Raw genomic sequence first — 15278 nt, forward strand, 5'->3', positions numbered from 1 at the left:
GGATTGGTCGATAGGGGCCTTAATCATTTCGAACGAAATTCGTTCATGTCCCTTCTCTGCATTTCGGACGACGCCCATGATTCCTGTCCGTATTCCTTCGTTTGGCCGACGCATCGGCGTGCGAATGCTGCTGTGCGGCACGATGCTACAGGTCTGTCCGGCGTCGATCGCTGCCGCACGACGCGCGCCCCCTCATGCATCCACGCGCCATGCGATATCGTCGGCCCGCAATATCCATCAAGCACGTCCGGAGGCCATGACCGTCACCGGCACGCGTCGGTTCAACTTCGCCCACGCACAGAGAGAAGCAGACTCCACGACGCATATCTCCGCCGAGACATTACGCGATCGCCATGTCGTGGCGGTCACGGACCTGCAGAATCTCGCGCCCAATCTGACGGTCCAGTCGCTCAAGGGCACGCAAAGCATCAATTACCATCTGCGCGGCGTCGGCCTCGACGATTACTATGAGAACAACGTGTCCTCGGTCATGGTCTATGTGGACGATGTGGCGTACCCGTTCAGTTCCATGACGGACGGGATGATGTTCGATATCGCCGACGTCGGCATCGCCCCAGGGCCAGCGGGCTTCACGCACGGTACGCCTGACAGCGGTGGCGAAGTATCACTCCATAGCGCCGATCCGACCTCGACATGGCATGGCGGCGCATCGGAAGATATCGCAAGCTACGCGCGCTCAATTACCAACGGTTATATTTCCGGACCGATCGCGCGCAATCTTACGTTCCGCCTCGCCGGCCAGACAATCCAGGGCGGTGGTTGGCAGTACGATCCGAGCAACGGCGCGCATCTCGGCGATCAGGATCAGTCCGCGCTGCGCGGCAAGCTGCGCTGGACTCCTGATTCCCGCACATCCATCCAGATCGGCGGCCACTGGACACGGGACAATTCGGAGCTGGTCAATGGCAAGCCGGTCATCAATCTCGATCCGTCATGGCAGCACTATCCGGACCTGTCCGGCTATCGGCAGACCGCCTGGGACATGCGGCCCGATTTCGCGAAGCTCGTCGGGCGCCCCGATACGCTCAAGCCGTCGGAACATAATATCTTCTGGGGTGCGGACGTCCGCATCGGCCATGATTTCGGTTTCGCGAAATTCGATACGATCTCCGCTTTTGAAACCGAGCGACAGGGCGAATATTCGGACGAGGATGGAACGGCACTCGCAACCGGCGACGTCTATCGCAACGTGGACGCCAACGCGTTTTCGCAGGAAGTGAAGCTGACATCGGCAGACGGCCATCCGCTCCACTGGGTGATCGGCGCGTATTATGCCCGGTCACGCATGGCGCAGCAATTCTTCTCGAATTTCACGGATTACAAGGGCCGCGGCTATATTTCCCAAAGTTCCTACGATCAGAATCAGCAGGCTTTCTCACAATACGCCAATCTGGAGTATCGTCTGACGCACACCATCAACTTGATCGGCGGCCTCAACCACATGTCGGACGACCGGCAACTCCTGAACTATCGTACCATTCAATACGGGCATAGCAATCTTGCCTTCGTTCCCGAGGGCGCGTTGACCAACCAGATCGGCGGCCTCCTGGGTATCCAGGACCAGTTCACCGAACATTTTCAGGGCTATTTCAAGGTCAGCAAAGGCTTCAAGCCCGGTGGCTTTGCCGCCAACAACACCGTCGCGCAAGCCCAGCTCAATGCATTCAAGCCGGAATCTCTCGTAGCCTACGAACTTGGCTTCAAGAGCGACCCGTTACCCGGCAAGCTGCGCCTGAACGGCGCTGCCTTCTATTACGATTATCACAACCAGCAGGTCGTCTCGAGCTTTCTGCTCACAGATTACGGACCGCTCGGTACCTACGTGAATGTACCACGTTCCAACATCTGGGGCATCGAATTCAGCGCCGATGCCCGTCCGCTGGCCCATGTCTACCTCAACGGCAACATGGGATACGAACGAGGCACCTACACGACGTTCGATGCCCTCAACACCCCGGCCACAAACGCTTATCATGCCGCGACCGGCGTCTATCGCGCCTTCTATACCGATTACAGCGGAACGGATCTTGGCATTCCAAAGCTCACGATGACCGGATCTGCCGCCTATCGCACTGATCTGACAGCGGACCTGACCGGCGAATTGGGCGTGAACGGCAATTATCGCGATTCCCAGGCCATGACGATCGGGGGCACGGGTGCCTATCGACTTCCTTCGTATTTCCTGATGGGTGCCTGTGCCACGGTCGCCAGCAAAGCGCATGGCTGGAGTGCGACCGTCTATGCAACCAACCTGCTCGATCGCCACTACAGCGTCACCTCCTCATCCGAGAGTACGACCTACCAGCATGTACCCGGCGCTCCACGTTTCATCGGCGGTCGTCTGAGCTACGGCTTCTGAAAAAGGAAGACATCATGAAAGTTGCTCTGGGACAGTTCGCCGTTGCCGCAGACTGGCATACCAATCAGGCGGCCTGCCTGAAGCTGATTGCGCGCGCGAAATCGGGCGGTGCGGACCTGCTGGTCCTGCCCGAAGGCATCCTCGCACGCGACATCAACGACCCGGAGATCATGCCCAAGACGGCGCAGCCGCTCGATGGTCCATTCATGGCCGGACTGTGCGCGGCTTCCGAAGGCATTACGGTGATGGGCTGCGTCAACGTGCCGGACGGGGATGGTCGTTTTTACAACACGCTCGTCGTTCTGCGCGACGGCAACATCATCGCGCGCTATCGCAAGATCCATCTCTATGACGCATTCGGCGCGCGTGAGTCCGATCGCACGGCACCGGGCCACAGCCTCCCCCCGGTGATCGAGATCGGGGGGCTCAAGGTCGGCGTCATGACCTGTTACGATGTTCGCTTCCCCGAAGTCGCACGCGCGCTCGCCGCGGCAGGCGCCGAAGTAATCGCCATACCGGCAGCGTGGATACGCGGCCCGGGCAAGGAGCACCACTGGCGTGTCCTCAACACGGCGCGTGCGCTGGACAACACCTGTTATGTCGTGGCGGTCGGTGAATGCGGCGTGCGAAACTGTGGCGCCAGCATGGTGGTCGACCCGCTGGGTGTCGTGACGCTTGATCTTGGTGAGGCTCCGGCGCTCGGCTTCTGCGACCTCGACCCTGCGCGCATCGCGCATGCCCGGAAAGTGCTGCCCGTGATCGAGAACCGGCGCTTTGCCAACCCGATCCTGCGCTCGGCCTGAACCGCGCATGGCTGATACTCAGGAAGTCGTCGCCGAGCGTGCTGATGGTTCCTCCTGGACCATGCTGGTGGCTCTTGTGGTTCCCATTAACATCATGATGGCGCTCGACAAGAACAGCTTCGCACTCGCCGCCCCACGTATTGGCCATGCGCTCGGACTGAATTACGTCCAGATATCGACCGTGATTGCGTCCCTCGCCTGGAGCTACGCCGTCATGCAGTTGCCGAGCGGATGGCTCGTCAGCCGGATCGGGCCGCATCGCGCCTTGGGCTTTGCCTGCCTGCTTTGGTCGCTTGTCACAATGGCGATGCCGCAGGCATCAGGCTTTACCAGTTTCCTTGCCTTCCGCATCGCCATGGGTGCCTTCCAGGCACCCGACTGGAGCGCCAGCGTCAGCGCCGTGCATGACTGGTTCGCCTCGACCCGCCGGTCCCGAGGCAATGCCGTGCTTCTGGGATGCCTCTATATCGGGTCGGCATCGGCCGGTCCGATCACCACGCAAGCCGTCACGGTCATCGGGTGGCGCCACACGCTTGTGGCATTCGGTGCGATCGGTGTCGGGCTGAGCCTTCTGTGGCTCCTGTTTTACCGCGACGGCCCGCATCGTGGCGATCAGACGTCTCCACCCCGAGCGACGACGCCGATTTTCGCAGCCTTGCTACGCTCGCCCCGCTTCTGGGCGAGCGGCGCTTTCTATCTCTGCGTCCTGTCGGTGCAGTCCTTTTATCACGTGACCTTGCCGCACTACCTGATGTCAGCCCGTCATCTGAGCTACGCGTCCATGGGTTGGATCTTCGCCATGCCGTGGCTCTGCCTTTACGTTTCGGTCATCGGCAGCGGCTTTGCCAGCGATCTGATCCTGCGGCGCACGGGGTCGATTTTTGCAAGCCGCGCGGTGTTCGGGGCCGTCGGCGCGGTACTCAGTGCATTGGCCCTGGAAGCCGCGACATTCTGCGCCAGCACGATCGCCGCCGTGGCCTGCCTGTGCATGGCCCTCGCAGCACTCGGCATGTGTCAGGTCTCCATCTGGTCGCTTGCACAAGGGCTGACAAATCGCTTCGTCGGCATTGTTGTCGGATGGGCGGGGTTCTGGGGAAACGTCGCCGCCGGTATCGTACCGATTGTGACGTCCTGGATGCTCGCACGCGGCGTCGGCTGGTCCGCTGCGCTTGCCGTTCCGTGTCTGCTCGGCGTTCTCGGCGCTGTGTTCTGTCTGGTGGCTGGCAGACGCGGGCCCACGCTCGACGCGGATTTTTTTTGACAATCCTGAACCCATAGGGAAAAAGATTGTGGACAACACTTCCCTCAGCGGTTGCTGGATCATCGACGCGGCGCATTCGTCGTGGAGCGATGGCCGGTTTCCACCCGACATGAGTCTGCGCCTCTATCTCGAGTTCACGCAAGATCGGCTGCGGTATCACTCGGAAAATGATACGGATCGTACACAGGCCGTCCGTACTCTCGATTACGACACGGTCCTGGACGGAAGCACGTCAGGCCTTGCGGGCAGCCCGCGCTTCGATACCGTCCGCGCACGCCAGATCTCCGCGTTGGAATTCGAGATTCTAGAACTGCTCGATGGCGACGTGATCGTCGCCGCCTATTGGCGCTTCAGCGAGGACGGGCGTACTCTGTGGCGGTGGGGTGTTGGGAAGTCCCCGCTCGGACGCTCCCGTACTTACGCAGAGCTCTTTGTCCGCAAGGATTGATTGCGAAAGAGGCCCTCATATGTCACTGCACCGCGTCTGTGTCGTTCGAAGCAGCCAAGGTGCCGCCTGCGTTAGCAGGGGGAATGCTGCGGAGCGGTCTATGAATGCCAACAGCATTTTCCGCGGCGATCGAGCTCCACCATCGCAAAATATGCCGATGCCTTACGCAGGATCTCGTTGGCGCGCCGCAACTCTTTGTCCTCGCGCTCAAGCTCTTTGAGCCGAATGCGCTCGTCACCAGCTTCCCCGCCGATCCTGCTCGCCGTCTCGCCTCATCGCGGTACCAGCACCACGGCGCCTCGGCCGTGCAGCCGATCTTGGCAGCAATCGAAGTCATCGCAGCCCATTCCGAGCCGTAATCGGCGCGATGCTCGCCCACCATACGGACTGCAGGCTCACGGACCTCAGGCGAACGCGGCGGATTTCTCCTCCTTTCATCGTATTCTGAGCTGCAATCACTGGAGTGCTCTGGCCCTGGCCAAGACGCCGTTTGTCTGGCTGGTCGCGGTTCTGGTGCCTGACGGTTCGGTCATCATCGGGGGTCGACGATACGCTGGAACCGCGGACAGGGCGCAAGATCAGCGCGCGTGGCATTTATCGTGATCCGATGTGCTCGTCGCATGGACATTTCGTCAAAGCCAGCGGCCTACGCTGGCAAGCTTTCATGCTTCTTGCGCCGACCTCATGGACCGGACGGGTGGGGGATTGCCGTTCCCGACTGCGCTGTGCCCCTCGGAGTGCTACGCCCGTGAGCGTGGTCGCCCTCACCGGAAGCTGACGGACAGGGCGCCACCGTGCCGAGCATCCGGCCATGCTCCATCCAGCCACCGCCGCCGCCGTCGCAGCCGGCCGCTCAATCGCTCCACGGATCGACCCGTTCGACGCCAAATCTTTTGAAGTCGCGTAGACGCGTTTGTGACAAACTGCTCCTGTGGATTGAACGACCAAGGCTGCCGCTGAAAAGCAGAAAGAACCTGCGGAATGACGCCCCGAAGGAAAACCCCGAACGCCGACCCGCTTGCAAGGTTCGCCTCCGCGACCCGCGCATGGTTCGACGCGGCGTTCGCGTGTCCGACCGCGGTGCAGGCGGCAGCCTGGGCGGTCATCGGCGCCGGGGAAAACGCACTGGTGATCGCGCCGACCGGTTCGGGCAAGACCCTGGCCGCATTCCTGCATGCGATCGACCGGCTTTTCCGCGAGCGCGAGGCGGAGACCGCCGCAGAGGCGGCACCCGAGTCAACGACGCCCGAAGCAAGGGCGGCGACACGCATTCTCTACATCTCGCCGGTCAAAGCGCTCGGCGCCGACGTGCAGCGCAATCTGCGAATCCCGCTCCATGGCGTTGGAGTGGAGCGGGAGCGGCGCGGTGACGCACCCGTTGAAATCACTGTCGGCATGCGCACCGGCGATACCCCTGCGGCCGAACGGGCGGGGCTGCTGCGCCGCCCTCCCGATATTCTCATCACTACGCCCGAGTCACTCTATCTGATGCTGACCTCGAAGGCGCGCGAGACGCTGCGTGGCATACAGGCCGTGATCGTCGACGAGGTTCATGCGGTGGCCGACACCAAGCGCGGTGCGCATCTGGCGCTGAGCCTGGAGCGTCTGGACGCGCTGCTGGCCACACCAGCCCAGCGGATCGGATTGTCGGCGACCGTGCGTCCGGTCGATCGGGTGGCGCAATTCCTGGGTGGGGCGCAGCCGGTCACGGTCGTGAATCCGCCCTCGAGCCGCCGGCTCGATCTGAAGATCGTGGTGCCGGTCAAGGACATGGGCGACCTGGCGGCATCGGGCGGCCAGGCCGGCGATGAGGAACGGAGCGTACGAGGCGGCTCGATCTGGCCTCATGTCGAAGCCAGCATCTTCGAGAAGATCCTGGCCCAGCGCGCGACGATCGTCTTCGCCAATTCGCGCGGCCTTGCCGAGAAGCTCACGGCAAGGCTTAACGAACTCTATGCCGAGCGATTCGCGCAAGACGCGCCGCTCATGCCGAATGCCGAGCCGCCCGTCCATTACGCGTCGGCCTCCGGCAGCACCGAAAAGCGATCGACGGGCGTGCCGCCGCTGCTCGCGCGCTCGCATCATGGCTCGGTCTCGAAAGAGCAGCGCCGCGAGATCGAAGACGCCCTCAAATCCGGCGATCTACGCTGCGTCGTCGCGACGTCGAGCCTGGAACTCGGCATCGATATGGGGCTGGTCGATCTGGTGATCCAGGTTGCAGCGCCCCCATCGGTGGCGAGTGGCCTGCAACGGGTGGGCCGCGCCGGCCATCAGGTCGGCGGCGCGTCATCCGGGTTGGTCTATCCCCGCACGCGGCGCGATCTGGTCGATGCCACCGTAACCGTCGAATCCATGCGCGCCGGCCGTATCGAGGCGATCGACCCGCCTCGCAACCCGCTCGACGTGCTGGCCCAGCAGACGGTGGCGGCGGTCGCAGTCTCACCCGTGGCCGTCGAGGACTGGTATGCGGCGGTGCGCCGCGCCGCGCCTTTCCGGACCCTGCCGCGCGGCGCGTTCGATGCGACGCTCGACATGCTCGCCGGGCGCTATCCCTCCAACGATTTCGCCGCGTTCCGCCCCCGCCTGGTCTGGAACCGCGAGACCGGGGTCCTGACGCCGCGTCCCGGCGCCTTGCAGCTTGCCGTCACGAGCGGCGGCACCATTCCCGACCGGGGAATGTTTGCCGTCGTCCTCCCTGAGGGCGAGGAACGGGCCGGGTCGCGCCGCGTCGGGGAACTCGATGAAGAGATGGTCTACGAATCCCGGGTGAACGACATCATCACACTCGGCACGACGTCCTGGCGCATCGAACAGATCACCAACGACCAGGTTATCGTGACGCCGGCGCCGGGCCGCTCGGCCCGGCTACCTTTCTGGCACGGCGATGGCGTGCGGCGGCCCGCCGAACTGGGGGAAGCGATCGGCGCCTTCCTGGCCGCGCTCGACGCCGGAATACGCGAAGAAACCGGAGACGACGATACCGTTCCCCCGCCGGCGACGAGGCTGCGGGCGGCCGGGCTGAACACGAACGCGATCGCCAACATGCGTGCGCTCGTCGACGCGCAGCGTGCGGCGACCGGCGTGCTGCCGACGGATCGGACGCTGGTGGTCGAGCGCTGCCGCGACGAGGCCGGCGACTGGCGGGTCATCCTGCACTCGCCCTATGGGCGCCGCGTGCACGATCCCTGGGCGCTGGCGATCGCGGCGCGCGTCCGGCGCCGGTTCGGTGTCGACCCTTCGGTAGTGGCCAGTGACGACGGCATCGTCGCCCGCCTGCCCGATACCGCTGGACAGGTGCCGGGGGCGGAACTGTTCCTCTTCGACCCGGACAAACTCAGGGGCATTGTGACAGAAGCCGTGGGCGGCTCGGCATTGTTCGCTGCCCGCTTTCGGGAATGCGCCGCTCGCGCGCTGCTTCTGCCGCGCCGTGCGCCCGGCCATCGCTCCCCGTTGTGGCAGCAGCGGCTGCGCGCCGGCCAGTTGCTGGAGATCGTGCGGGACCATCCGGATTTTCCGATCCTGATCGAGACCGCCCGCGAATGCCTGCGGGACGTGTATGACCTCGCAGCACTCGACAGCCTGGCGCGCCGGCTCGCGGATGGCGCGATTCGGATCGTGGAGGTGACAACCGAAATTCCGTCGCCGTTCGCGGCGGACCTTCTGTTCGGATACGTTGCCGAATTCATGTATGCGACGGACGCGCCGATCGCCGAGCGACGCGCCTCGGTGCTGTCTCTGGACAGTGGGCTGCTCGCCGAACTTCTCGGCGAAGTCGATCTTGGGACACTTCTCGATCCCCTGGTCGTTGACCAGGTCGAGAATGAGTTGCAGCGCCTGGCACCGGCTTATCGGGCGAAGGGGAAGGAGGGCGTGGCCGATCTCGTGCGCGAACTCGGCCCCTTGTCGGCAGAGGAGGTCGTGGGGCGCCTCACGGATGGCAACGCCGAAGCCTGTCTCGCCACACTCGCGACCGAGCGCCGCCTCATCCGGGTGGCGATCGCAGGCCGAGCGTGCTGGACCGCCGTCGAGGACGCCGCCCGCGTGCGCGACGCGCTCGGCGTGACGCTGCCGGCCGGTCTGCCCGACATCTTCCTGCAGCCGGCCGCCGACCCGCTCGGCGATCTGGTCGCGCGATATGCGCGCACCCATGGACCGTTCACGACGAACGCGATCGCAGTCCGTTTCGGGCTCGGCGTCACGGTCGCCGACGCGGCACTGGAACGGCTGCGCGCGCAGGGCAAGCTGCTCAAGGGGAATTTCGGCGTCGAGCGCCGGCTGGAAGCGCAGGAGGAGTCCGCGGGCGCCGATCCCTCGATGCGCAATCCCCCCATGCCTAATCCGCTGGCTGGCCACGAATGGATAGCGGACGACGTGTTCCGGCGCCTGCGGCTGCGCTCGCTAAAGGCCGCGCGCGAGGCGACCCGCCCGGCCACCAGAGAAACCTATGTACGCCTGCTACTGGAACGCCACGGCCTTGTTCCCCTGTCCGTCGGGCAGGCCGCGCTGCATCCCAGGCATACGGAGGGGGGAGCCCTCACGGGCATCGACGGTGTCGCCCGCGTTATCGAACAACTCGCCGGCGTGCCTTTGCCGGCCTCGGTGTGGGAGAACCAGATCCTGCGTGCCCGCGTGCACAACTACACCCCGGCCATGCTGGACGAACTGATCTCCATCGAGACGGTCCTGTGGTGCGGCCATGGCAAGCTCAGCGGGGAAGACGGCCTGATCTCTTTGCATCCGCGAGAATTCGCCGCCGAAACTCTGCCGCCCACAGCAGGCGCTGATGACGCAGCGGCCCTGTCGCCGCTTCAGCGAGCGATCCTCGATGTTCTCGCCGATGGCGGAGCCTATTTCGCACGCCAGCTTGCGACATTGGCGCCCGCCCGATTGGCGGAAGGATCGGTCGGGACCAGGGACGATGGTCCGCTGGTCCCGGCGTCCGATCTCGCTACGGCGCTCTGGGACCTTGCCTGGGCCGGATATATCACCAGCGACAGCTGGTCGCCGCTACGGGCTCGCACGGGCACACGCGCGCCGCACCGTCCGATTCACCTGTCGCGGCGACGCAGGGGGCTTCGCGGATTGTCCTCGTTCGCGCAACCGAGGACAACCGGTGCTTCGACATCCGGTGCACGGGGCGATCCGACCCTGGCGGGCCGCTGGTCGCTGCTGCCCCGCGAATCGGCCAGCGACACCGCCCGTACACTGGCGCTGGTCGAGGGGCTTCTCGACCGGTACGGCATCGTCACACGCGGCGCGGCCGTCGCGGAAGACGTGCCGGGCGGCTTCCCCGCGCTCCAGCCGCTTTTCCGGAGCATGGAGGATGCGGGGCAGATCGTGCGCGGCCGCTTCGTCGAAGGGCTGGGGGCCGCCCAGTTCGCGGAACGTGCGACCGTCGACCGGCTCCGCGAACTCGCGGACATGCGTTCCGCCGATCCCGTTCCGGTCGCGCTTTCGGCTGGCGATCCGGCCAACCCCTTCGGCATGATTCTGCCATGGCCGCCGCACCGATCCGCGATCCGCCCGACCCGCCGCGGCGGCGCGTTCGTCGTGATCGCCGCTGAACGCCTCGTATTCTATCTTACGCAGGGCGGCCGTAACCTGCTGACTTATATCGATGCGGATGATCCCGCCCTCGCCCCCGTCCTCAGCACCAGTCTTGCAGCGCTCGCCGCCGCGCTTAAGCGCGAGAAGCATCTCATGTTCACGCTTGAAATGGTTGACGACCGTCCCGTGAGGACGACGAAGCTGGACGCTGCCCTGCGCGCCTGCGGTTTCTCAATGGTGCCGAAGGGCCTGAGCTGGCATCAATAACGCGGCAGCCTCGAGATCGGCTGGCAGGAATCGCAAGCTGGGAGCTGAGATCCGTCGTCGTCCGGTCATAGGAGAAGCCGCTCATGTCCATTCGCATCGGCGTCGCTGGTTGGTCGATCCCGTCCGCGCTTACCCAGCGATTTCCCTCGGTCGGCACGCACCTTGAACGTTATGGCGCGCGCTTTTCAGCTGTCGAGATCAATAGCAGCTTCTATCGACCGCACCGGCGCACGACCTATGAGCGCTGGGCAGCAAGCGTGCCGCCCGAATTCCGCTTCTCCGTCAAGCTGCCCAAAACGATCACGCATGAGCGCCGCTTGATCGATTGTCGGGCGCTCATCGAACGCTTTGCCGAGGAAACGAGCGGCTTGGGCGACAAGCGTGGTCCCGTCCTGGTTCAGCTTCCTCCGAGTTTCGCCTACGCCGGCGACATCACCGAACGATTCATCAATGAGCTGAAGGCCACGGTCACTGGATCTGTCGTTTTGGAGCCGAGACATGCCAGTTGGTTCCAGCCGGAGGTCGACCACATGTTAGGGAGGCAGCAAGTGTCACGGGTCGCGGCGGATCCGGCCAAACCATTGCTTGCGGCGCAACCCGGAGGCTGGAGCGGCCTCGCCTATTTTCGGCTGCACGGCTCCCCTCGCATCTACGAGTCAATTTATGGGAAAGAGGCTATTGAAGCTCATGCGAAAGTCGTTGCTTCGCTCGCCACGTGCGGCGCCGATGTTTGGACGATCTACGACAACACCATCTATGGCGCAGCCACCCAGAACGCGTTTCAGCTTACCGAAACTGTGATTGAATACGAAGTCGGAGACGAATTGGTCAGTTGCCGTTAGCAGGCGAAACCGCATGCGCGGGAGCCGTCTTCCTTATCGGCTCCCGCGACATCATCGTGGACGGACTCGTGTCAGTTCGGTCCGTCCACCGCCATCAGTTCAGGATGGAATGCAGGGCTGTCTATACACTTGAATCCCCCTTTACTCGACAAGGAGCCGGCCATGTCCGCAGAACCGTCTCCATCTTCGTCGGTCGAATCATTGAAATATTGGTCCACCAGATCCGGAGTGGGCTGAAGCGAGCCGATCTCCAGAGGCGACAAGCCCAGGCTGTCCAATGCCAGCATGAAGGCCTTCATATGCGTGATTTCACGAGTCATCAGGAACTGCAGCGCATCCCGTGTGCCCTGGTCGTCACAAAAATCGATCAACCGCTCATAGGTGATCTTCGCACGGGCCTCCGCCGCGATATTGTTACGAAGGTCTACCTCTGGCTGCCCGGTGATCTTCAGGTAATCAGCCGTCCACGCATTGCCTCGGGAGTTAAACAGATTGACACCACTCCCCCCGGTGATGGCGAGCAGCGGGTCGGCGTCAGCGTCCTCCCGCGACGTTTTCATCGGCTTGAGGTGCATGCGAGCCAGCGTGCCGATCACCTCCAGGTGACTCAATTCCTCGGTGCCGATATCCATCAGCAGATCCTTCAGCATCGGATCATCCGTGTTAATGCCCTGAATCGAATATTGCATCGCCGCGGCCAGCTCGCCGTTCGCCCCGCCAAATTGCTCCAGAAGCATGGCACCGAATCTCGGATCGGCTTCACCGATCCGCACTGTATACATCAGCTTTTTTACATGATGGTACATAACACATTCCTATATCTTCTAAATATAACGTTTTCCCCCGGTGGGTTTCGCAGTCCAGAAAGGGCGTTGCCATCATCGGCCTGGATCTGGCCAAGAACGTGTTTCAACCTGATTGCTAGGTATTCCCTTCCGTCTCACGCTCCGGCTGGTGAGCACTGGCCTGCGGATTGTTGATCTGTTGAGCGATTTCGGAAAGCAGAGAATCGGTCCGCTTTTCCTCGCCCAGTGTTTCATCCAGCAACTTTTCCGCGTCTGAAAGGCCAAGATCGGCCGCCCATGTCTTCAGCGTGCCGTAGCGGGTGATTTCATAATGCTCGATCGCCTGAGCGGTGCCGATTAGTACCGCGTCGGACGCTTCCGATCCACCAAACTCTTCCAGATCATCCTCCATTTCGGCAAGAATTCCCTGCATTGCCTCGCAGGTCTTGGAGCGCGGGGCCTTGCCGATAATTTCGAAGACCTGATTCAAGCGCTCGATATGCTGCATCGTTTCGCTGCGGTGAGTCTCGAACGCCTCCCGCAACTCCGGTTCCTGCGCCACGCGCTCGGACCTCTTCAATGCCTTTACGATCTGCTTTTCAGCGAAATAGATATCTTTCAGCGTTTCATAAAACGCATCAGACAATGTCTTTTCTCTTGTCGACATGATGTCTTCCACTTCGTTTTTTGCCATCTGGATCGGAACAGATCCCGACTACGGCCGAAGCGCCTCCGACACTCACCGCCCGCTCGAAAAAGGATCCGTGGCTGCTAACAACCCCCGTTCGGGTGGAGTTTCGTCTCGGCGCTGGTTTAGTTTTTCGTCCTGTGGAACAGGATCGGAAAGGAGGAATGCGGTATATCGCTACCCAGCGTGAGGCGTCATCATCACCTTTATGCATCCTTCCCGTTTTGCACGAAAAGCCTCGTACAGTTCCGGACCATCTTCAAGTTTTGCACGATGGGTTATAATGCTGTCCGACCGCAACCGGCCGGCAAGGATAAGATCCAGAAGCGGCCGCATATAGCGCAGCATGTGCGTCTGCCCCGTACGCAGGGTCAGGCCCTTTTGCATCAGCGCGCCCAGGGCGATGGGACCGACCTGGGCGACGAAGACCCCCGGCATGGACACTGTTCCGCCTGGACGGCAGGCCAGGATTGCCTGGTTCAAGGCAAAAGGCCGCTCGAAACTGGTCACGGCACCCATCACCGCCGAGGCCACGCTCTGGGCCGTGGTCGCGCCGTGGCTTTCCAGCCCCACTGCTTCGATAACGGCGTCCGGCCCGGCTCCCTTGGTCATGGCCAGGATCTGTTCCTGCATGCCGTGTCAACGCGCGCATGATGATTTCCCCCTGTCCGGGACACCTCCCGCATATGGCAGTCCGGTCCCCAAGAGACAGGAAAAATCTCCAACGTCCGGAACACGTCCCAGTGAGAGTACAAATGAGCCAATGGAACAGATAAATTTGACGATCTCTTCACGCAAGCTTGCGGCGTAGACATGCAACATCTGTGAACGTGGCGTCTTGTCTGACTGCCGGACGAATTCCGGCAGCCCGTTGCAAAGGAATCCGAGCCATGAGCAAGACGCCATCCGGGCACCTGCTTGACTGGCTGCGCGACGCGCATGCCATGGAAGAACAGGCAGAAAAGATGCTGCAGGCCCAGGCTGCCCGCCTTGAAAATTATCCTATCCTGCAGGAAAAAATTCGGCAGCACCTGGAGGAGACACGCCGCCAGGCCACCCTGATCCGCGGCTGTATCGAACGCCACGGCAGCAGCCCGTCCGGCCTCAAGGATACGGGCGGAAAGCTCATGGCCATGCTGCAGGGTCTGGGCGGCTCGCTGATGGCGGACGAAGTGATCAAGGGCTCCATGGCGAGCTACGCCTTCGAACATTTCGAAGTGTCCGCTTACGTGGCGCTGATCGCCGCCGCCGAGTTCTGCGGCGACATCCAGACGCGTGACGTCTGCGCGCAGATCCTGGAGGAGGAAAAGGCCATGGCCGAATGGCTGGCGCAGGCCCTGCCGGAAACAGTGGGGCTGTTCCTGACCCGCGACAGCACAGAAACCGGCAGCGCGAAGCGATAGGCGCTCGACCTCACCATGCCGCCGGGGCAGGACGCGACGGCGATGCAGGACACGTCAGCGTCGCGATGTATGAACGTGACAGCCAACATCTCCACTGGCTGGTTACGCATTTGGCGGCCTCGGCGCCGCTGCCGTTCACGATCGCCTTCGGCCTCGACGTTGTGATCGCCGCGGACCTTATGCTGGAGGGAGATGGTCGCGCGGGCGCATGGTCGGCGTAGCGTGTTCGGGCTGTGGTGCGTCTGGGCCGATGGCGATACGGCGATCCAGCAACCCCTGATCCGCCGCACCGTTGATTCCGGGCCCTCCGACTGGCCGATGACTTTCGCGGTCATGCGGAAACCGACGGGCTTTTCCCGGTACGCCCGCGTCACAGGCACAGTCCGAAACCTACGCAAAGGGGACCTGCGATGGCCGAGGCCGAAATCGTCCTGATGCGGCATGCCGAAAAGCCGGACAAGGCGCGCGACGAAATCGGCCTGTCCCCCACCGGCCGCCCGGACGAACACGCACTCGGCGCCCGGGGCTGGCAACCCGCGGGCGCGCTTGCCCTGTTGCTGGGCAGCGACCCGTGCGTCCAGGCGTCCTTGCCGACGCCCGACAGAATCCTCGCCTCCGCTTTTCGCAAGGATGGGGGCCACAGCCGCCGGCCGGAACAGACCGTATTGCGCCGGCCGCCGGGCGTGCATCTGGTCTACTGGGAGCGTGAAGGCCTGCCGGCCCCGGCAAGCGCGATCGCGCCGGACGCCCTGGCGGACATTCCCGAAAAACGGACATGGCCGGCGGAGCGTTTCGACGTGTTCTGGCGCCGTCCGCATCCGCGCGTGGCGGTTCACGCGGTCCAGCCAGTGCCT

The 15278-nt window shown here is 63.1% G+C and carries 11 protein-coding genes and 1 pseudogene; 8 read left to right on the top strand and 4 right to left on the bottom strand.

Annotated features, from left to right (window positions below):
* Nucleotides 1-76 precede the first annotated feature (76 nt).
* From AAC691_RS12130 to AAC691_RS12145, 4 genes are read left to right on the top strand one after another with little or no spacing between them, the layout of a single operon-like run.
* Nucleotides 77-2380, top strand: a complete 2304-nt coding sequence (locus AAC691_RS12130; protein ID WP_342627074.1) for a TonB-dependent receptor domain-containing protein — start codon at nt 77-79, stop codon at nt 2378-2380.
* A 14-nt stretch (nt 2381-2394) separates the two neighbouring features.
* Nucleotides 2395-3183, top strand: coding sequence for a deaminated glutathione amidase (locus AAC691_RS12135; protein WP_342627075.1), 789 nt, complete (start codon nt 2395-2397; stop codon nt 3181-3183).
* Nucleotides 3184-3190: 7 nt separating this feature from the next.
* Nucleotides 3191-4444, top strand: a complete 1254-nt coding sequence (locus AAC691_RS12140) for an MFS transporter (RefSeq protein WP_342627076.1) — start codon at nt 3191-3193, stop codon at nt 4442-4444.
* 28 nt (nt 4445-4472) lie between these two features.
* Nucleotides 4473-4892, top strand: coding sequence for a hypothetical protein (locus AAC691_RS12145; RefSeq protein WP_342627077.1), 420 nt, complete (start codon nt 4473-4475; stop codon nt 4890-4892).
* Nucleotides 4893-4988: 96 nt separating this feature from the next.
* Here AAC691_RS12145 and AAC691_RS12150 read toward each other — a convergent pair.
* Nucleotides 4989-5304, bottom strand: a pseudogene (locus AAC691_RS12150) (hypothetical protein); the annotation flags it as partial.
* A 569-nt stretch (nt 5305-5873) separates the two neighbouring features.
* Between AAC691_RS12150 and AAC691_RS12155 the strand changes: the two are divergent.
* A complete protein-coding gene (locus tag AAC691_RS12155) occupies nt 5874-10706 on the top strand; it encodes an ATP-dependent helicase (protein WP_342627078.1) in 4833 nt (1610 codons plus the stop codon).
* An 83-nt stretch (nt 10707-10789) separates the two neighbouring features.
* Nucleotides 10790-11548, top strand: a complete 759-nt coding sequence (locus AAC691_RS12160) for a DUF72 domain-containing protein (protein ID WP_342627079.1) — start codon at nt 10790-10792, stop codon at nt 11546-11548.
* Nucleotides 11549-11619: 71 nt separating this feature from the next.
* Here AAC691_RS12160 and AAC691_RS12165 read toward each other — a convergent pair whose 3' ends face one another.
* From AAC691_RS12165 to AAC691_RS12175, 3 genes are all read right to left on the bottom strand, one after another.
* Complete coding sequence (locus AAC691_RS12165; RefSeq protein ID WP_342627080.1) at nt 11620-12354, bottom strand: manganese catalase family protein; 735 nt, start codon at nt 12352-12354, stop codon at nt 11620-11622.
* 115 nt (nt 12355-12469) lie between these two features.
* Nucleotides 12470-13027 carry a DUF892 family protein gene (locus AAC691_RS12170; protein ID WP_342627081.1) on the bottom strand — a complete coding sequence of 186 codons (558 nt, stop codon included), beginning with the start codon at nt 13025-13027 and terminating at the stop codon, nt 12470-12472.
* A gap of 171 nt (nt 13028-13198) precedes the next feature.
* Nucleotides 13199-13654 carry a hypothetical protein gene (locus AAC691_RS12175; protein ID WP_342627082.1) on the bottom strand — a complete coding sequence of 152 codons (456 nt, stop codon included), beginning with the start codon at nt 13652-13654 and terminating at the stop codon, nt 13199-13201.
* 257 nt (nt 13655-13911) lie between these two features.
* On the opposite strand from AAC691_RS12175, the gene AAC691_RS12180 reads away from it, so the two are divergent.
* Both AAC691_RS12180 and AAC691_RS12185 read left to right on the top strand, forming a co-directional pair.
* Complete coding sequence (locus AAC691_RS12180; RefSeq protein ID WP_342627083.1) at nt 13912-14424, top strand: ferritin-like domain-containing protein; 513 nt, start codon at nt 13912-13914, stop codon at nt 14422-14424.
* A 65-nt stretch (nt 14425-14489) separates the two neighbouring features.
* On the top strand, nt 14490-14645 hold the full coding sequence (locus AAC691_RS12185; RefSeq protein ID WP_323989579.1) for a hypothetical protein: 156 nt from the start codon (nt 14490-14492) through the stop codon (nt 14643-14645).
* Nucleotides 14646-15278: the final 633 nt, after the last annotated feature.

Source organism: Nguyenibacter vanlangensis (assembly GCF_038719015.1).
Lineage (GTDB): Bacteria > Pseudomonadota > Alphaproteobacteria > Acetobacterales > Acetobacteraceae > Gluconacetobacter > Gluconacetobacter vanlangensis.